Origin of the sequence: Terriglobus sp. 2YAB30_2 (genome assembly GCF_052114765.1) — a bacterium.
Taxonomy (GTDB): Bacteria; Acidobacteriota; Terriglobia; order Terriglobales; family Acidobacteriaceae; genus Terriglobus.
This window is the reverse complement of record NZ_JBFRFJ010000006.1, coordinates 161,506-179,567: the sequence shown is the minus strand read 5'-3', so window position 1 is coordinate 179,567 and position 18,062 is coordinate 161,506. Positions and strand designations below refer to the sequence as shown.

Sequence of the window (18,062 nt, the reverse complement as noted above, 5' to 3'; positions counted from 1 at the left end):
GGAAAACGCCCATAGGTGTGGAATCCCTACACTACACCTACAGGGAAAATGCTCTACTGCTCAGGGGTGATTCGTGAGGACGGTTTTGCCGCCTTCGGATTTGAGCTCGTAGACTCCGCCAAAGGGCCGCAGGTCAGTGAGGCGGCGCTGGGGTTCATAGGTCATGAGGAAGACGCGGTCATGGCCTGCCCAGGCCTGGTGCAGGGAGTCTTCGGTTTCGAAGACCCTGGCGGCGTCAGGCCAGAAGCTGCCGTACCAGGGGCCGTTCACGCGTCCGTTGACCAGGTGCAGCGGTTTGCGGGTGTAGAAGGCGATGGAGGACCCAGAGGTCAACTCGCCGTCCAGCATGATCTGGTCGCCGGGCTGGAAGACGGAGTTGATGGCATCGGCCAGCCCCTTCGATCCGAGGATGGGATAGAAGCGCGCCAGGCCTTCATGCATGCCCCAGAGATTGCCCATCATGGCGATGGCGAGAGTGACGTTGGCCGCATAGCACTTGCCTTTGCGTCGTAGCAGCCATGCTGTCAGGCCGGCAGCGTACATGGATACGGCGACAAGGATCAGCGGGAAGCGGAAGAAGCCCATCGCCTTGCCGGTGAGGTCGTAGAGATGGCCGAGCGCGAGGGTATAGCGCTCAGGATTGGTGGTGAGCAGGTCTGAGATATCGACGCCCGCCGGCGGCGTAGGTGCGGTGATCGCAAACCAGGTGCAGACAACTGCCGCGAGTGTGGTGATGGGCAGAAGCAGCCAGCGTGTCCAGAAGTAAGCCGCATCGCGTGACCCCGGGTGAAGTGGATCTTCGGCGCGCGCAAGTTGCCCGCCGGCGAGGATGGCGAGAGCGGGCAGTGCCGGCAGGGCGTAGTACTCCTGCCGGCTGCCGAGCGAGAAGAAACCGATGACGATGAAAGCCCACAGGAAGAGGGTCAGCGGAGCTTCGGAGGCGGGTGCCTTCAATCCCTGGGCGCGCAACTTGGCGGCGCCCCAGCGGATCGCGCGTGGAAGGAAAACAGCCCAGGGTAGAAGCCATGCCAGGATCATGCCCCAGAAGAGCAGTACAGGCACCTGGCCGTAATCATGCGGAATGCGCTTGCCGACGAAGCGCATGAAGTGCTCATTGATGACGTAGAACCAGAACCAGCCGCGGGCATTGGCGTCGATCGCCGGGTTTCGCAGCGCGGCGAGTATATGCCAGGGAAGCGCGATCAGCAGGAAGAGCGCCGTCGATGTGATGAGGCGCAAGCGGAGCAGTGCGCGGAGCTGGCCGATCAACAGAAGGAAGATGAGAGCGAAGCCGACCGGAAAGACAAGACCGATAAGACCTTTGGTGAGGACGTTGAAGGCGGTCACGGCGGCGAAACCGAGCATCGGTTTCAACGTGGACTCGTGTGCTCGCACGCGATCGAGGGCGATGAGTAGAAGGTGGATGGAGAGCGTCATCCACAGCGCCAGCGGCACATCGGGAATGTAAAAGCGGGTGAAGAGATAAGGGCCGATGGAGGTGGCGATGGCCAGGCCGGAGTAGAAGCCCCCACGTTCGCCGAAGAACCGTCTGCCGAGAGCGTAGACGGAGAAGATGAGCCCAAGGACGAGCAGGGTGAGCGGAAGCCGGCCTGCCCAGTCGTGCGGTCCGAAGATTTTCATGCTGCCGGCGGCGAGCCAGTACATCAACGGAGGCTTGTCAAAGAAGCGGATGCCGTCCACGTACGGAGTGACATAGTCTTGGCGGACGAGCATCTCGCGCGCGACCTCGAGATAGACCGAGTCGACATCGTCGAGCAGACCAGGGGAAAAGATGCCACCAAGCTGCAGCACCCCCCAGATGATCAGAAGAATGACGATGGATCTGCGGCGTGCTGGGGCGGGCGAGGCGGCGGGGTCCGTCACGGCGGATGAGGTCGGCAGGCTCACGAGGTTCTTCTATCCATCGTGCTGGTTTTTCTATGGTTACGTCAATCGAGCGGGCGGTCAGTCAGCAACGTATTGCCGGAGGTCTCTTTCAACAGGATGTAGCGTCCCTTGAGAAGTTGCTCTACGTCGTTGTGGTGTTCTTCAGGAACGAAGAGGAGATGACGCACTCCCTGTCCCCACGTCTGCAGCAGATCCTGTGAGGAGAGGAAGATATGTGGTGCATCGGGGAAGGTGCTGCCGAAGATCAGCGAGCTGGAGCGGCCTTCGACCAGCAGTGCCTGGCGGCTGGTATAGAAGATGACCGAAGAGCCGTAGGACTGATCGCCGTACAGCATCAACTGATAGTTGCTTTCGATGCGCCGGGAAGCGACGAGATCATTGGCGGTGTCTGCCAGTTGTTTGCAGCTCAGCATGGAGCCGAAGCGCATGAGAGCGATATGCGCAGCGACGAGGAAGAACGCCGTGGTGAATGCCATGGTGGAGAAGGCGGCCGTGTTCCGCTTGTGCAGGCGGAGGTTCCAGGCAACAGCCGGACCGAAGGCGAAGGCCAGCATGGCCAGGGCGGCGGGCAGGCGGAGCGCGGCAAAGGAGGCTCCGGTCAGGTCGAAGAAGTGCGACATGGAGAGCGTGTAGTCTCCGACGGCGCGATGGGCCAGAAGGTCTCCGATGCTGGGCTCGAAGGGGAGGTTACGTGAGCTCCACAGACCGTAGAAGAGAGCTCCGGCGATCAGGAAGCCGAGTACGGCAAAGACGACGTACGCTGCGGTGACCAGGTGCCCCCGCAGGGCGTTATCTTCGCGCCGGGCAAGCGAGAATGCGATGAGAAGAAGGATCGGCAGATAGGCCGGGAAGGTGTAGTACTCCTGGTTGGTGGAGATGGAGAAGAAGACCAGGATGATGGCGGCGTAGATGCCTAGCAGAAGAACGGAGCGCTGATGGAAGCTGTACGGGCGCAGATATTTGGATCGGTTGGTCCACAGATCCCGTAGGGTGACGGGAAGGAAGAGTGACCAGGGGAAGAGCCAGACCAGATGCAGCAGCCAGAAGAGGTAGCCGGGCAGCTTGTTGTAGTCCTTCGGATAGCGCTCGCCGAGGAAACGGAGCACGTGTTCATTGATGAAGTAGAACCAGAAGAAGCCGTGTCCGTTCATGCCGCCGGTATTTCGCAGACCGGCCAGGATGTGCCAGGGGGCGGCGATGGCGAGGAACAGAAGGCCGCCGGTCACAAGACGGAGTTCGCGCCAGCGGCGCCACTCGCCAGTGACGGCCAGATAGATTGCCGTTGCTCCCATCGGGAAGACCAGACCGATGAGGCCTTTGGTCATAACGGCGAGTGAGAGACCAATCCACATGCCGTAGAAGTAGCCGACACGTGCTTTCTCAAGGCCTCGCAGCAGGCAGTAGAGTGAGGCGCAGAGGAAGAATGAGAGCAGCACCTCTGGAATGAAGATGCGCGTGAAGAGAAAGATGCCGGCCGTGGTGAGCGTCGCCAGAGAGGCATAAAAGCCCGCTGTCTGCGAGATCGCGTGCTTCCCCCAGCGATAGGCGAGAGCAGCTAGCATCGCTACGCCAAGGGCAAGGGGAAGGTGTGTGGCAAATGCGTTGAGGCCGAAGATTCGATAATCGACCGCGACCAGCCAATAGGGCAGGGCAGCCTTTTCCAGATAGCGGATGCCATTGACGTAAAGGGTGACGAAGTCGCCGGTGCGAGCCATGGCGGCGGCGGCCTGGGCGTGGGTCGCGTCAGCATCGTCAAGCAATGGCGGAGAGAACAGGCTTGCAAAATATACTGCTACCCAGACGAGCGACAGGATCCAGATCCGGCGCTTGCGTGTGCTGGTGAGGCGCGAAGGTGCCGCGACAGGCTTCGGAGCGTACGTAGTTACCATCCGGCTACAACTCTACTTGCTGAAAAATGTGTGTTCCCTCTGTTAGACACGGAAAACACCCAGAAGATTCGATGCGCGAACCGTGTATCCTGACGCGAGGAAAGATGCCGACATTTGCAGCTATCGATATAGGGTCCAACTCTTGCCGGCTAAAGATCGCCGCCGTACAGGTGCATAAGCTCAAGACGCTGTATGAGGACCGCGAGGTGACACGTCTTGGCGAAAGCGTCTTCGAGACGGGCGTGATCTCTCCGGAGGCGATGGCCACTACTATCCGGGCCCTGAAGCGCTTTCATAAGGCGGTGCAGGCCCACGTTGTGGATAAGGTGCGGGTCGTGGCCACCTCGGCTACGCGCGATGCCCGCAATGCAGCCGCCTTTGCGGCCTGGGTTAAATCAGCCACAGGGTGGAGCCTGGAGGTGATTTCCGGCCTGGAAGAAGGCCGTTTGATCCATCTTGGAGTGGCTACGCTGGAGCCGGGGGCGCGGGGCAGGTGCCTGATGATCGATCTTGGCGGCGGAAGCTGCGAGATTACCCACAGCGAGCACGGCCGCATCAAGTCGATGGTGAGCACTCCTCTGGGAGCGGTGCGGCTGCAGCAGGAGTTTCTGCACAGCGATCCGACCAGCAAGGAAGACCTGGCGCAACTGGAACGCTTTATCCATCGCGAGCTGCTCCGCGCGGAAAAGAAGCTTGGCCCGGTGCGTGTACCTCTCGTGATTGCGACCAGCGGCACGGCAGCGGCACTGGCAGAGGCTTCCGCGGCACTGTTCAAGAAGCGAGCTTCACGCGCGAAGACAAAAACTCTGGAAGCCGACACAGTAAGCGTCCGCAAGGTGGCGCACATGCTGGCGAAGATGACCAATGCGGAGCGGGTGCAGGTGCCCGGCATTGGACCGAAGCGCAGCGAGATCATCATCGGCGGAGCCTATGTGTATGCCCAGTTGTTGGAACGGTTGGGGCTGAAGGGCTTCCGTTACTCGCCGCTGGGTCTTCGTGACGGTGTCCTGGCTCAAATGCTGGCGGAAACGGACATCCGCGCCGACGTGCACCAGCAGATGGAGCTCGAGCGCTGGAACGGCATCCGTGAGCTCTGCCGCCGCTACGGAGTGGATCCCAGGAGAAATGAGCCCGTCCGGGCACATGTGGCGCAGCTCTTCGACGCGTTGCATGTGGTGCATGAGCTTCCCCCGGAGTACCGGTTATGGCTGGAGGCAGCAGCCATGATGCAGGACGTGGGCAAGTACATGAACCACCAGGGTCATCATCGGCACACGCAATATATCCTGGCGAACTCCGAAATCTATGGCTTCTCGCCGGAACAGCGAGCCATTGTCAGCGCCATTGCGCGCTACTTAGGCAAGAGCAGACCAGATGCCATGGACCGGGTGATGCGTGCGGTTCCTGTGGAGGAACATACAGCGGTGGCGCGTGCGATCGGCCTGCTGAGGCTTGCGGTTGGTCTGAATCAGGACCGCGCTTCGGCTGCCGTGAAATTACGTATCAAGGTCTATCCGAAGCGTGTCCTGCTCGACCTGTCGGCAGCGCGCGGAAGCGCGGAGCTGGAGGTGTGGTCGCTGCGCAAAGAAGCCGACTACTTCCGCGAGGTCTTCCGCCGCGAGCTGGCCGTCGAGGCCGTATAAAGGGTGCGTACGGTGCGAGGATCAAGCAGCCACTGCAGGGTGCCGGCGCCCCGGTCGTAGCTCACACGGGCGATGGAGCCTTTGCGCAGCCTGATCCGGGCTGGCTTGGGCAATGCGATCAGCGAGCCGAGAAAGGTGGTGATGTTGGGGTTGTGCCCAACGACCAGCAGATTCTCGGCCTCTCCGCACTCGCTGAGCAGCTTCTGGAAGTCGGCGAAAACGGCTCCCGGAGCCAAAGCATTCGAGAGCAGGATAGAGGCCTCATAACCGGTCTCCATGCCAACGAGCGAGGCAGTCTGCAGGCTGCGCTTCAGCGGGCTGGAGACGATGAGGTCAAAGTGTAGCCGCATGCTGTTGAGCACGTGGCCGAGTTGCAGACACTGCTTCTTCCCCTCTTTGTCGAGAGGGCGGCGGGTATCGAGCAGCGGGTTGACGCGGCGGGTGCCGGCGCTGGCGTGACGGAGGACGTAAAGATTCATCTCTTATTAAAGATGCCAGAGAGTGGGGCCTTGATGGTATGGGATTATCGCTCCCGGCGTTGGGTGTCGCGTGCCTGACGCTGGGAGGTCAACGTTGTCATGGTTTACAGGCTGTCTCCAGAGATCCTTTACAGGTTCATCCCGTTTCGCACCGAAGGTGCGAATGCTTTGCTTAAGGGGGCGGCTTCAGCCGTCCCGTACGGAGCTTCGACGAGACGCGGCTTTAGCCGCTGAGGTCAATCTATCCGCTACGAGGTACGACATTTTGCCGCTGAATTCTCGGTTTGTCGTTCTCTGACGCATCGCCCTCCGCGGCTTCAGCCGCTCATTTCCCGCGCTCGGTGCGGCACGCTAAAGCCGGTGCCCTTAAGCACTACAAATTCGAGCTTTGCTCGAATTGCCGGCGAACACGTTCGCTGACTTGAAGCTGCGTTGCGAAACGACAAACAAAAAGGTTCGAGCGGCGCTCTCTAGCTCTCAGGAACCTCCGGCTCTGGATGTGAGAGCGAGGGATTCGGCCTGGGCCAGGGCAAGATGGGAACCTGAGCTAGCGGATCTTCGTTGCGCGCTGGATTGTTCTCAGGCTCATCTTCCGCCAGGCGGACTTCTACCGCTCGCTGCCAGAAGCGGGTGACAAGATCGAGCAGGATGCCGCTCTGCAGCAGAAGAAAGATGCCGAGTGAGCCGGGAGCAGCGAGACGGTGGACGGCGAGCCAGGCGGCGGCCGCGATACAGGCGATACCTGCGAAGGTCAGAAGAGAAAATGCAAGATACGGCGCGGTGAAGCGGGAACGCAGAGCGTCCCATGCTGGAGCATAGGCTTTGTACACACGGCACTCGTTATTGAGACCAAGCCGAATGGCATAGACCTCCACCAGGTCGAAGTAGAGGCGAATAACGCAGGCGACCAGAAGCAGGAGCAGTGTCATTGGCAGTACGGCCAGGAAGTGCGGTTTGCCGAGAACGCCCGCGGCGTCAAGACGATCGCTGACAAAGGAACGCAGGGTCGCCAATGGGCTGAGCACAGCGATGAAGAGGATGACTGCTACGAGAGCGATGCGTACGAATCGCCAGAAGTATCGGAATCCCTCGTACTGCAGGCGACGAAGGCATGCTCGTTCTCCGGTCACATAGGCGTAGAGCACACCGGGGGTAAGGATGAGGTTGACGATGGCAAAGACAAAGCTGGAGAGGTACCACTGTTGCGGGCCTGCGTAAGGAGGTTGTCTGAGGCTTCGGGAGACCTCGGCAAGGAGGGCCACGTCAAAGCCGGAAGTGAGCCGCGTTGACACCAGCGAGTGCGATAGCAGCGCAGCGATCTGGTGATGCACTCCGAGTGTGAAGAGCGCGGTGAGTAGCAGTTGCAGCCCGTAGATCCAGGCAATGGCCCTCCAGTGGTGTAGCGCCATATGGAGACCGGGCAGAAGCAGAGGGCGGCGATTGGTTGCTATGCTCACACGATCCACGTCGTCACCTGGCTGAGGCACTGTTCGAGGAAGAGGATGATGGCTGTCAGCTTGCGTGTTGCTGTGCCGTGCGGTTTGAGCTGATAGCTGTTGTTGAACCGGTCGTTGTCGAGTAGAACGGTGTGGTTAGGATCAATCTCCACGGAGACCACCTTGGCGCCCCGTTGTTTGAAGGTGAACTTCTGCCAGCGGTCGGATCCATCCCACCAGAGTTGTGAATGCAGGCCGTTGTCGAAGATCACTTCCGCGCTGACAGGAAGAATAAAGTCACCTTTGCGATGAAGGACAACAGTGCTCAGATAGTCGGTCTGTTTGGGATCTTCAGGTTCTGGCTTCCACCATTCGAACGGTTGTGTGGTGACTGAATCGACAGCGTAATCGAGAACGGTGGTGCCGTAGATGGCCTGCTGGAAGTAAGAGTGCAGAGCCGGAGCAACCTCGATGGCTGCCGCTTGAGCACAGGTACCGCAAAGCGAACCAGAAGGTTGCGCAACGTGGTACACGCGGTTCTTTGCAATGGCTGTGTTTTCTATCTCCTGCAGGAAGTCCGTGGCGGTGGGATGCTTGAAGCGATACTTGGTGAAGTACTGATGCACGGCTTCGCGCATGGTGTCTTCGCCAATCATGCCTTCGAGCGTGAGCAAGGCTGTAGCAGTCTTACCGTAAGTGACGCCGCCGTACGAGCGCTCGTCGCGGAACTTGTAGGCGAAGCGGGTCATTGGGTCGTAGTCAGGGACGAGGGTGTATTCGTAGCGTTGTAGATCGCGTTCGCCGCCACTGGCATAGGTTCCGCCGAGAATGCCTTTGTCTTTACCGAAGAGCGATTCGATGACCTTGACCTCGGTGTAGGAGTTGATGCCTTCATCGAGCCAGGCTTCTTCGAACTCATTGGTAGCGACCATGCCGTACCAGTACTGATGGCCGAACTCGTGTTCTGCCGTGACCTCAAGGATATGAATCCATGAGGGCTCCCACCAGTTGGTTCCTCCGGTGATGAGAGTGGGGTACTCCATGCCTTCCATGGCGGAGCCCGGTTCAGGGTCGATCACTGTGATCTGTTTGTACGGATAAGGACCGTACCACTGCTCAAACTTCGCCATCGTCTGGCGGAGGATGGCGGCATATCGTGGTCCGGCCTGGGGATGCGATTTGAGGGCAAGGACACGGATGCGGACCGGGCCCATGGCTGAGAGATACGTCTCTGTGGTCTCAGTAAAGTGCGGTGAGGCAGCCCACGCGAAGTCGTGGACGTCTTCCGCGTAGAACGACATGGTCTTTCTTCCGCCGCTGTGGGTGATACCGGTGGAGACGCCTGTGGTGCCGACGATGTAGTTCTCGGGTAAGGTGAGCTTGACGTTGTAGGCGCCGAAGTCAGAGAAGAACTCGGTGGTCGCGTGGTACTGATGGCAGTTCCATGCGCCATGCCAGAAGGCACCGATTTTTGGGAACCACTGGCCGCCCATCATGAAGTCACGCTTGTAGCCGTTGCGTGCAATGGATTCCGGAAACCTGTCGTGAAACGCAATGTGGAAGGTGATGGTTTCGCCAGGTTCGAGAGGATGCGGCAGCGTAATCTCCATCACAGTGTGATCGGCGGCGTTGCCGTCGTCGGGCGCGATGAAGCGCTGTGCCGAGGTCAGGTCTCCGAAGCCGTCGGCCGTGATGGAGGCGATACGGATCTCGCCGCGGCGATGTTCAGGATACTCACGCTCTACTTCGCGGAAGCCGCCGCTCTCCGCAGTCTCGCGTGCGAACGTGGACTGCGGCTGAAACGCATTGAGGTAGAGATGAAAGGGGAAGCTCGTCAGCCGCCGGCCAGTGAGGTTGCGGTACGCGAGGGTCTCGATGGCGTCAACGGTGTGTTTTACCGGATCGATCTGCGCATCGATCGCGTACTGCACCACGCGTTCGGATAAGGGCGTGGGTGAGTTGGTCGCGATGGATGTCTGTGCACCGAGCGCAGTGGCAAGAGAAAGCAGAGCAAGGAAGAGGGTCTTTCTCATGCCGAGAATTGTATGCGTTTCAGGGCCGTTGCCATAGCTCTGAGATCAGGATGCCACCAAGGAAATCACGTCTTCGGATGCAGATCATGCCTGCACGCTGCAAGACGGGGGCATAGTCGGGAAGGCGATTGGCGCGGAGACCGGTCAGAAGACGAAAGGCCACGTAGAGGGTGCGGGTTAGAAGCGCCGCGATGGGACGGATGGCGCCTTGCTGAGGAACCTGGAAGTCGCTGACCAACCATATGGCATTGTCTGTCAGGGAAGGCAGCAGGGTCTGCACGAGCTGCTCTACCTCTGTCGTAGAGAGGCAATCCAGGAAGAAGTGTGTGGCAACAAGATCGTATGCGGCGTCGGGAACGAAGTTCAGCGCATTGGCCTGGGTGGTGACAAGGCGATCTGCATACGGTGCGCAACGGCGGCGCAGTTCCTGCAGCATGGCCGCGCTGAAGTCTACGGCGTGAACGTGAAGCTGCGGGTTCGCGCTGAGTAGGTCACGTGTGAAGCGGCCGTCGCCATCGCCGAGAACAAGACCGCTGCGGGCCTCGAGAAGTTCAGGCAGCCATGCTGTGCGCGTGCGATGGAGCAGTGGGCCAAAGCTGAACCATTCCATCCAGCGGTAGAGCCGAGCGATGCGATCGAAGTTGGGAGTAGCGTTCACCGCAGAAAGAAGAGGATAAGCGGGGTGAGTAGCGCCGCGTCAGCCGCGGCGCGCAGTGTGACCGAGGAGATAGGCCGGCGGGTGCAGTCCAGTGCCAGCAACAGAAGCGCAGAGCTGGCGGTGCACAGGTTCAGGATGGCGAAGGGGTGGGGTGCGGGAGAGAACGGCGTAAGAGCGCAGACGGCGGCCAGGATAAGGATGAGCGGGCGGAAGTTGCGTGCGCTCCAGTTAGACGATCGCGGATTCTCCCAGCGATGGATAGCGACACAGTTCAGCCAGCAAAGCAGCGCAAAGAAGGTGGTGGCAATAGCCACGCGCGGCGTGAAGAACTCAGGTAGAAAGACCGCTGCTGCGAAGAAAATGCCGACGACCGCCTCCTTAGGAGCCTTCTGGCGAAGGCGGGTCTTATGGATGGCGGCAAAGTAGAGGGCGAGTGGAGCGCACAGCAGAATGTAGGCGAGCAAGGCGCCCGCGGGCATCTTCCACATCAGAGCCAGAAGCGCAGGCAGGGCAATCATGGCGGCGATCACGAAGCGGCGGCGAAAGCGGCCATGGAAGCGGTGCCTGGCTTCGAGCTCTTCACCTTGTTTGTAATCGAGCAGGCGATCGGCAACATAGACCAGCCATACCGCGACGAACATGGCTCCGGGTACATACCAGGAAAGCGTGTGGTGGGTGATGCGCGCCGCCGCAAGAGTCCACACGACAGCGACCGTCGGAGCATCGAGCGAAAGCAGATGCCAGCGGTGAAGGACGCTGTAACGGTGCGTCGGGAGTGTGGGAAGTGCGACAGCCATTGGAAGAGTTAAAAGTTGAAAGTTAAAAGCTGAAGCGGTGCCTTTGTGGTGACGGAAATCATTGAGGCACACCGATTATTGGATGGAGCTGTTTGCCCCATCTTTTAAGGGTAAAGCAAATGGAAGATGGCCGCTGCCATTGGATCTGTCTGCGGCAAAAAGCAGAAGTTGGCGAGTTAAAAGTTGAAGCGGTACCCCTGTGGGAACCGAGGCTGTCGAGGCACAAATCAAGGTCAACCCTTTTCGGGACAAAGCAAAGAGGGACGGCAGCCGATGCCGTCCCTCTTTAACTTTTAACTTGCAACTTTTAACTCGCCTTAGCGCCTGCGGCCCAGAAGCTGGGATCGATGTCGGGAAAGACGGAGTCTCTGATTTCGAGTTCGGAGAGGCGGCGGTCCTGGACTTCGTTGAGGGCGCCGTTCTGTTCGAAGGCCTGCCAGATGCCTTTCATCTCCAGGAACTGATCTTTGTGCACATTGAAGCGCTTCTCGGCGTAGTCGCGTGCGGCTCCGGTGGTGATGAGGAACTGCCAGTCAGAAGACTCAAGTAGCAGCAACTCACGGCAGAGCTGTTTCATGATGCGCTCGCCGAGACCACCGTCTTTCCACTTGCCGGCGGTTGCGATGTCGCGGGTGTACAGTTCAGCGGGATAGATGTGGTTGTAGGTCCAGGAGGTCTCCGGGTTCATCCACACGCGGTTAGTGCCTTCGGACCCCCATGAACCTTCGTGCATCGAGATGAAGCCGGCACGTGGGTACTTGTCGAGATATTCGGAGCAGGTGATGAGCTCGAGTCCGATGGGGTATTCGGCTAGAGTGCGGGCGATGGCTTCGAGCCAGAGCGGACCTTCGAACCACCAGTGGCCGAAGAGCTCGGCGTCAAAGGGCGCACACAGAACCGGCGGGATGGAGTCGTTGAAGCCGTCTTTCAGCGCTTCATAGACCAGGTGCACGAAGTGGCTGGCGTGTTCCTTGACCTTTTCGGCGGCTTCCTGCGGCCAGTATGGCATCTTGAAGGCCATATCGAGCTTGGGGCCGGTGACCTGCCAGTAACGATGGCCACCGGGCCAGCGCTTCTTGTGGAAGTCGAGATAGTTGGCATCGCCTGGATAGCCGGTTTCGCCCGACCAGACCTGCAGGCCGGTGCGCGGATCGCGCGGGAAGATAGTCGTGGCGTAACGCTTGTCGTAAGGACCATCGACGTAATAAGGCTGGTAGAGCCCGCGATGGTTGTTGAAAGTCATCTGGATGGTGGCTTCATCTCGCGGCACCTGTCCGTTGAGCAGCTCGTAGGGGGAAGGGATACGTTCGGACTCCTCGACCAGATGAGTATCGACGTAGAAGTACTCGATCTGCGATTCGCTGAGAGCCTGTTCAACCCCGATACGATCGTAGCCCGGATGCGTGGCCCCATCGTCGTCGGGGACAGGGTAGTTCCAGAAGCCGGCTGGTCGATAGCCACACTCTGGCACCCAGATGCCGCGAGGATGTTTGCCGATGTGCCGCTTATGAGTAGCGACGGCAGTCCGGACCTGTGCGCGTACGCTTTCATCGGTACCCAGCAGAGGCATGTACCCATGCGTTGCGCCGCAGGTGATGATCTCAATGAGACCTTTGTCGTTGAAGTGGCGGAAGCCCTTGATGATGTCGCCTTCGAGGGCGTTGAAGTCATCCAGTGCTTCCTGGAAGAACGCGTGCCAGAAGCGGGCGGTTTCCGCGAAGTGCGTTTCGCCGCCCTGAATGAAGAAGGCTTCGTCTTCCGTAGCGGCGGTGATCTTGCGATCGAGATACTTCGGGAACTCAGCCCGGAAGACGGGATGCGCGAGCTGCTCCAGAAGGATTGGCGAAAGATTAATATTCGCCTTGAGTGCTAACCCGTCTTTTTCAAGACGTCCAAGGACGCGCAACAGCGGGAGATAAGTTTCGGCCGTTGCCTCATGTAACCACTCCATACCATGTGGCCATGTACCGTGGTTGACCACGTAAGGTAGATGAGAGTGCAGCGTAAATGTCAGAAATCCTGCAGGCTTCTTCGTCGATGCCAAGGCGGTAGACCTCGTACAGTCTTGATTGCAGGTGGTTCGTTTGTATCTCGGGAAGGAACGACGCATCCCTCCGGGGCAGCGTTGCTCCGAGTCTACTACACGAAAATCGCACCTTCGTGGTTGTTTGAGTAGACGCAGGTTGATGAAGCGGCGTTGTAACCTGCGCGGTCGCCGACAAACGCCGACATGAAAAAAGCTCCGGATCCACGAAGGAATCCGGAGCCCTTTTATTGAAACGTCTTAGAACCGTTTATTGCATCGGGTGACGTGTAGAGTCATCGTTGTTCGACGCTCCCGCGGGTGTTGCCTGCACCGTGAACGCATTGGTCAGGCGGAAGCGGATGAGCGACTCGGTGGGGATCTGTACCTGCTCACCTCTGGTGACAGCGTTGATGCCCGCGCCGCTTGCGCCGCCGGCGGCTGCGCCGATGGCAGCGCCCTTACCGCCGCCGAAGATACCGCCCAGAATGGCTCCAGCGGCTGCGCCGACACCAGCCTTGGTGGCGGTGTTCTTACCGCGTCCGGCACCTTCCTTACTGAAGGCTTCGGTGGAGACCGCGATGCGCTCACCGCGGCGGGAGATGCTGGTCAACTCAATGGAGAGCAGCGAGCTTCCCTTGAAGTGGGCAGCATCTTTCGCTTCCACAACGCGCCCGCTGACCGGGGTTCCCTGACGAAGAGCAACCCATCCATCGACGATGATGTCGTTGGAGATGACGCCCGTGAAGGAGTCACCCGTCTGTGTGGTCGCGGAGTCCAGACCCTGCGTGATACGTACCGGGAGGAAAGTTCCGGCAGCCACCGTCACATTCTTTGTCGTGGGCGCCGGCGGCGGTGGCGGAGGAGCCTGAACAACAGGGGCCGCGGCTTGTCTTACAGGGGCTGGTGCAGGAGCTGGGGCCGGAGCCGGCTGACGCTCGACGATGACGGGCTTGGGCCTCTTCTCACGCTCGGGCCGTATTGGAGTGGGCTCGGGAGCGGCAGCAACAGGGGCCGGGGCCGCAGTCGGAGCCTGGACGTTCAGGTTGTTGATGACGGTCTTGACGCCGGGAATCGCTGCCGCGTCGTTGGAGGCCAGTGTTTTGGCCGCCGCATTGCTGACATTTCCGCTCAGCGTGGCAACGCCGCCCGAGACGCCTACCTGAATCTGTTCCGCGCTCAGAGCTGAGTCCGAGGTGATCTTGCTCTGGATGGAGGAGGCCAGGCCGTTGTCATCCGGAGGGGCCGGAGCATCGGCCTTCTTGCATCCAGTTACAGCGAGGGCCAGAGCAAGCGCCAGGCCGGTGGTGCGAAGAGTGTTGTGCATATGTTCAAGATTCATGGAAATCCCTCTCCTTACGCGGGATGTGCGTCCTGATCTGCGATTTCCCGGCGAGCTCCGGGGGAGTGTGTGTCGTCACTCATCTTAGACGTCAAGTTTATCTCCGATGTTTCTGTCATAAGAAAGGGAATGTTCTGGGTAAACCTGGCTCGCGCGAGTAGCATCCTCATTAAGCAGCGGTTTTGTGCGCGATGACAGGCGAGGTTTGCCGCCCGGAAGGGGATTTGCTACCATCCGATTCTCCGCAATTCGAAGGTTATATACACCAATCTCGCTCAGGAAAGAGGGAAACAAATGGCAGAGAATGACAATGGCTCGAACGGAATTGGCTGGTTTCTTGCAGGACTTGGCATCGGCGCGCTGATTGGTGTGCTGTACGCTCCAAAGTCCGGGAAAGAAACGCGTGAGGAGCTGGTGCTCTCCGCCAAGGAAGCCCGCGACAAGGCCAATCAATATGTGGAGCGCGGTAAGGAACAGTTGGATGAATACGTTGACCGCAGCCGCCAGTACTATGAGCGCGGACGCAGCCAGTGGACCGAGTATGTAGAAAAAGGGAAGGATTTTCTGCACGAGCAGCAGGACAAGGTGTCCGCAGCCGTAGAGGCTGGGAAAGAGGCTTATAGCAGGACTGCTGTGGAAGACCCTTCCAGCGAGCACTCAGCGTAAACTCAGCTTGAATGGGGCTCCGCGTCTCGACGCGGAGCCCTGTTACTATTTCCGGAAAGAAAGCGCGGCCTACCCATGCTTACAGCAGCCATCCTTTGGCAAAGTCAACTGGCACAGGATCATTCCAACCTGCTCATCACCTTCATCGCGGTGGTTTCCGTTGCGGTCGTGTTGCAGCTCGTTGTGCTGGCCACTATGGCGATAGGCGCTGCCAAGACGCAGAAGCAAATACTTGCAATCGCGCAGGAGCTGCAGGCAAAGGCCTCCCCGATCATGGATAGCGTCACGCGCGCCGTGGAGAAGACAGCGCCGAAGGTGGACCGGATTACCGACAATCTGGTGGAGACGACAAACATTCTGCGCGACAAGGCGCACGAGTTGGACATCGTTGTCTCCGAGGCTGCCACACGTGCACGCGCCCAGGTAGTTCGCGTTGATACTGCGATGACCGATACGCTCAATACCGCCGGTCGCGTAACCGCTGAGGTGCACCATGCCGTTATGGTGCCGGTACGTCATATCTCCGGTGTGATTCATGGGATCAAGGCGGGATTAGAGACGTTGATCGGCCGCGCCAAGACGTGGAGAGATGCTGCCGCGTCGGTTGCGACGGGCGTGGGCGATACCGAAGATTAGGATCGTACCAGCAAGGCCTAGAGTATGGCCGACAGTATGGTGGGAGCAGCACCCTCTGAAGCACACGGCTCCCGTTGGAGCGCTACATCAGCGAATCCAGCCGCCACCTATGACTTCGTCTTCCTGATAGAAGACTGCGGCCTGGCCTGGAGTGACGGCGCGCTGCGGTTCGTCGAAGATGGCTTCCACTTCGTCATCGCTAACTCTCTGCAGAGTCGCCCATGCGGGTTCGTGGCGATGGCGGATCTTTGCCTGCACACGCATCGGCTCTCCGAGTGAGGCGATGGAGATCCAGTTCAAATCGCCTACACGCATGGCGCGTGTCAGCAGTTCCTCTTCCGTGCCGACGGTGACGCGGTGTGAGTTTGGGTCGATCTGCAGAACGTAGAACGGATTCGGCTGATGCCCCTTCAGCCGCTGCTGGATGCCCTTGCGCTGGCCGACGGTGAAGTGATGTACGCCCTCGTGCGCGCCGACAACCTCTCCGGTGCTGGTGATCAACTCCCCTGAAGTATCAGGAAGGGGCTGCTCCTGCTCTTCCAGATAGGCTTCCATAAAGAGCTTGTAGTCGCCGCCGGGGATGAAGCAGATCTCCTGCGAGTCCGGCTTCTTTGCGAGAGCGAGGGAATAACCTTCCGCGAGCTCACGGACTTCGGGCTTCGTCATGTGGCCCAGGGGGAAGAGCGTGCGCGAGAGCTGCTCCTGGGTAAGGCCGAAGAGGAAGTAGGTCTGATCCTTGGCCTTATCCGCAGGCCGCTTGAGAATCCAGCGATCACGCGCCGGATCGTACTCGTTCCGCGCGTAATGACCGGTGGCAATACGCTCGGCGCCGATGGAGCGGGCGGTGAGAAGCAACTGGTCGAACTTCAGGTGGTTGTTGCACAGGGTGCAGGGAATAGGCGTGCGTCCATGCAGATACTCGCGGACGAAGGGCTGCACCACATCGCGCTCGAAGCGCGCCTCCTGGTTGACGACGTAGTACGGGATACCAATCTGCTCGGCCACACGACGAGCGTCGTAGACATCATCGATCGAACAGCAGCGGCCCTGAACAGCCTCCGGCATACCTTCATGCCCTGAGAGGCGGCGCTGGTTCCATAACTGCAGGGTAAGGCCGATGACGGTGTGCCCTTCGGCGCACAGCATCGCCGCGACAGTGGAGGAATCAACTCCTCCAGACATGGCGACGGCGATGGTCTCCTGCTGACTCATACTTCTCTATTTTCGCCCATTTTCGAGGAAATTTGTGGTGAAGCGGGTCCGTGGTGAGTTAGGCGGTATAGCCATCGACCCACCTCGCTCCGTGAGGGTGGGTTAGGAATACCTCAAATTCCTAATAACGAATTGGTCGATACGCTAGACCGTGACAGCCAACTTCCATGCCGGAGAGAGTGCGCGAAGACGGGAGACGACCTCAGGGATGGTTGCCAGAACGGCATCGATCTCGTCTTCGGTGGTCGTCCGCGAGAGTGAGAAGCGGATGCTGGCGCGCGAACGTTCGGGGGAAAGTCCCATCGCCAGAAGGACATGCGAGGGGTCGGTGGCGCCGGACTGGCAGGCAGAGCCGCCGCTTACGGCGACGCCCTTTAGATCGAGAGCGATGACCAGGGCTTCGGCCTCAAGATGGGCGAAGTAGAGGTTGGTCGTATTGGCGACCCGGTCCGCACCTTCCCCATTGATCTCAGTCTGTGGAACCCCGGAGAGAATGCCTGCTTCAAGCCGGTCGCGCAGACTTGCGAGCTGCCGGGGGCCTCCCGTTTGAAGATATTCCTGTGCAAATTCAGCGGCTCGTCCCAGCCCAACGATTCCTGGCAGGTTTTCTGTCCCGGCGCGACGCTGGCGCTCATGGCTTCCGCCGTAAAGCAACGGGCGCAGGTGGAGGCCTCGCCGCACATACAGCGCGCCTGTTCCCTGGGGAGCGTACATCTTATGCCCGGAGATGGAGAGCAGGTCGACGCCGAGATCTTTGGCATCGATCTCAAGCTTGCCGGCAGCCTGGACGGCATCGGTGTGGAAGAGCGCCCCACCTTCGTGAGCGATGGCCGCGAGCTCTTTGATCGGTTGGACGACACCAGTCTCGTTGTTCGCCAGCATGATGGAGACCAGGCGCGTATTCTGCCGCATGGCGGAGCGCAGGCTCTCAGGGGAGATGATCCCGGCGCGGTCAGGGCGAAGGACGGTGAGCTCAACGCCGCGCCGTTCCAGCTCTTCGGCAGCGTTCAGGATGGCATGGTGTTCGACGGCGCTGGTGATCAGATGGTCGCCGCGCGCGATCTCACTGGCGGGCTGCAGCGCACCAAAGAGAGCAAGGTTGTCGCTCTCCGTTCCTCCGCTGGTGAAGACCACCTCCGCCGGGCGGCAGTGCAGCAGTGCCGCCACGGACGCTCGCGCGTGTTCCACCGCAGCCCGGGCCTGCTGCCCCGGTTGATGGATCGACGAGGCATTGCCAAAGCGCTGCGTGTAGAAGGGGAGCATGGCCTCGAGTACTTCCGGCAGCACTTGCGTGGTCGCGTTGGCATCCAGATAAATCCGGCGCATCACTCCATTCTAAG

14 protein-coding genes are annotated in these 18,062 nt (G+C 59.7%); 3 read left to right on the top strand and 11 right to left on the bottom strand.

Annotated elements, in window-relative coordinates; all coding sequences use genetic code 11:
• Positions 1 to 60: 60 nt before the first annotated feature.
• A complete protein-coding gene (locus tag AB4Y89_RS11585; RefSeq protein ID WP_442301082.1) occupies positions 61 to 1,908 on the bottom strand; it encodes an ArnT family glycosyltransferase in 1,848 nt (615 codons plus the stop codon).
• A 41-nt stretch (positions 1,909 to 1,949) separates the two neighbouring features.
• Positions 1,950 to 3,797, bottom strand: coding sequence for an ArnT family glycosyltransferase (locus tag AB4Y89_RS11580; RefSeq protein WP_442301081.1), 1,848 nt, complete (start codon positions 3,795 to 3,797; stop codon positions 1,950 to 1,952).
• 104 nt (positions 3,798 to 3,901) lie between these two features.
• On the opposite strand from AB4Y89_RS11580, the gene AB4Y89_RS11575 reads away from it, so the two are divergent.
• The gene (locus AB4Y89_RS11575; protein ID WP_442301080.1) at positions 3,902 to 5,440 is read left to right on the top strand and encodes a Ppx/GppA phosphatase family protein; all 1,539 of its coding nucleotides are present in this window, start codon (positions 3,902 to 3,904) and stop codon (positions 5,438 to 5,440) included.
• On the opposite strand, the gene AB4Y89_RS11570 is transcribed toward AB4Y89_RS11575, so the two are convergent.
• The 7 genes from AB4Y89_RS11570 to AB4Y89_RS11540 all read right to left on the bottom strand — a co-directional run bounded on the left by AB4Y89_RS11570 (position 5,392) and on the right by AB4Y89_RS11540 (position 14,208).
• Positions 5,392 to 5,919 (bottom strand): SixA phosphatase family protein, encoded by a 528-nt coding sequence (locus tag AB4Y89_RS11570; protein ID WP_442301079.1) that lies wholly within the window; start codon positions 5,917 to 5,919, stop codon positions 5,392 to 5,394. The two genes, AB4Y89_RS11575 and AB4Y89_RS11570, sit on opposite strands and share 49 nt — an antisense overlap.
• A gap of 470 nt (positions 5,920 to 6,389) precedes the next feature.
• Entirely contained in the window at positions 6,390 to 7,376 is a 987-nt protein-coding gene (locus AB4Y89_RS11565) for a hypothetical protein (protein WP_442301078.1), read from the bottom strand.
• Positions 7,373 to 9,388 carry a M1 family metallopeptidase gene (locus AB4Y89_RS11560; RefSeq protein ID WP_442301077.1) on the bottom strand — a complete coding sequence of 672 codons (2,016 nt, stop codon included), beginning with the start codon at positions 9,386 to 9,388 and terminating at the stop codon, positions 7,373 to 7,375. The genes AB4Y89_RS11565 and AB4Y89_RS11560 overlap by 4 nt, the downstream gene beginning before the upstream one ends.
• Before the next feature lie 19 nt (positions 9,389 to 9,407).
• The gene (locus AB4Y89_RS11555; protein ID WP_442301076.1) at positions 9,408 to 10,046 is read right to left on the bottom strand and encodes a class I SAM-dependent methyltransferase; all 639 of its coding nucleotides are present in this window, start codon (positions 10,044 to 10,046) and stop codon (positions 9,408 to 9,410) included.
• The gene (locus tag AB4Y89_RS11550) at positions 10,043 to 10,843 is read right to left on the bottom strand and encodes a hypothetical protein (protein WP_442301075.1); all 801 of its coding nucleotides are present in this window, start codon (positions 10,841 to 10,843) and stop codon (positions 10,043 to 10,045) included. Before AB4Y89_RS11550 ends, AB4Y89_RS11555 begins: the two co-directional genes overlap by 4 nt.
• 307 nt (positions 10,844 to 11,150) lie before the next feature.
• Positions 11,151 to 12,887, bottom strand: a complete 1,737-nt coding sequence (locus tag AB4Y89_RS11545; protein ID WP_442301074.1) for a 1,4-alpha-glucan branching protein domain-containing protein — start codon at positions 12,885 to 12,887, stop codon at positions 11,151 to 11,153.
• 250 nt (positions 12,888 to 13,137) lie between these two features.
• Positions 13,138 to 14,208 carry a BON domain-containing protein gene (locus AB4Y89_RS11540; RefSeq protein ID WP_442301073.1) on the bottom strand — a complete coding sequence of 357 codons (1,071 nt, stop codon included), beginning with the start codon at positions 14,206 to 14,208 and terminating at the stop codon, positions 13,138 to 13,140.
• 294 nt (positions 14,209 to 14,502) lie between these two features.
• On the opposite strand from AB4Y89_RS11540, the gene AB4Y89_RS11535 reads away from it, so the two are divergent.
• Both AB4Y89_RS11535 and AB4Y89_RS11530 read left to right on the top strand, forming a co-directional pair.
• Positions 14,503 to 14,874 carry a YtxH domain-containing protein gene (locus tag AB4Y89_RS11535; protein WP_442301072.1) on the top strand — a complete coding sequence of 124 codons (372 nt, stop codon included), beginning with the start codon at positions 14,503 to 14,505 and terminating at the stop codon, positions 14,872 to 14,874.
• Between the two features lie 75 nt (positions 14,875 to 14,949).
• On the top strand, positions 14,950 to 15,510 hold the full coding sequence (locus tag AB4Y89_RS11530) for a hypothetical protein (RefSeq protein ID WP_442301071.1): 561 nt from the start codon (positions 14,950 to 14,952) through the stop codon (positions 15,508 to 15,510).
• A gap of 87 nt (positions 15,511 to 15,597) precedes the next feature.
• Here AB4Y89_RS11530 and mnmA read toward each other — a convergent pair whose 3' ends face one another.
• Both mnmA and AB4Y89_RS11520 read right to left on the bottom strand, forming a co-directional pair.
• Positions 15,598 to 16,722, bottom strand: a complete 1,125-nt coding sequence (gene mnmA / locus AB4Y89_RS11525; protein ID WP_442301070.1) for a tRNA 2-thiouridine(34) synthase MnmA — start codon at positions 16,720 to 16,722, stop codon at positions 15,598 to 15,600.
• 144 nt (positions 16,723 to 16,866) lie between these two features.
• The gene (locus AB4Y89_RS11520; RefSeq protein WP_442301069.1) at positions 16,867 to 18,048 is read right to left on the bottom strand and encodes a cysteine desulfurase family protein; all 1,182 of its coding nucleotides are present in this window, start codon (positions 18,046 to 18,048) and stop codon (positions 16,867 to 16,869) included.
• Positions 18,049 to 18,062: the final 14 nt, after the last annotated feature.

Excerpts from the sequence above, each read along its gene's own strand:
- AB4Y89_RS11560 (WP_442301077.1), bottom strand. The coding sequence starts at position 9,388 with ATGAGAAAGACCCTCTTCCTTGCTCTGCTTTCTCTTGCCACTGCGCTC.
- AB4Y89_RS11530 (WP_442301071.1), top strand. The coding sequence starts at position 14,950 with ATGCTTACAGCAGCCATCCTTTGGCAAAGTCAACTGGCACAGGATCAT.
- AB4Y89_RS11580 (WP_442301081.1), bottom strand. The coding sequence starts at position 3,797 with ATGGTAACTACGTACGCTCCGAAGCCTGTCGCGGCACCTTCGCGCCTC.
- AB4Y89_RS11550 (WP_442301075.1), bottom strand. The coding sequence starts at position 10,843 with ATGGCTGTCGCACTTCCCACACTCCCGACGCACCGTTACAGCGTCCTT.
- AB4Y89_RS11520 (WP_442301069.1), bottom strand. The coding sequence starts at position 18,048 with ATGCGCCGGATTTATCTGGATGCCAACGCGACCACGCAAGTGCTGCCG.
- AB4Y89_RS11575 (WP_442301080.1), top strand. The coding sequence starts at position 3,902 with ATGCCGACATTTGCAGCTATCGATATAGGGTCCAACTCTTGCCGGCTA.
- mnmA (WP_442301070.1), bottom strand. The coding sequence starts at position 16,722 with ATGAGTCAGCAGGAGACCATCGCCGTCGCCATGTCTGGAGGAGTTGAT.
- AB4Y89_RS11535 (WP_442301072.1), top strand. The coding sequence starts at position 14,503 with ATGGCAGAGAATGACAATGGCTCGAACGGAATTGGCTGGTTTCTTGCA.
- AB4Y89_RS11570 (WP_442301079.1), bottom strand. The coding sequence starts at position 5,919 with ATGAATCTTTACGTCCTCCGTCACGCCAGCGCCGGCACCCGCCGCGTC.
- AB4Y89_RS11540 (WP_442301073.1), bottom strand. The coding sequence starts at position 14,208 with ATGAATCTTGAACATATGCACAACACTCTTCGCACCACCGGCCTGGCG.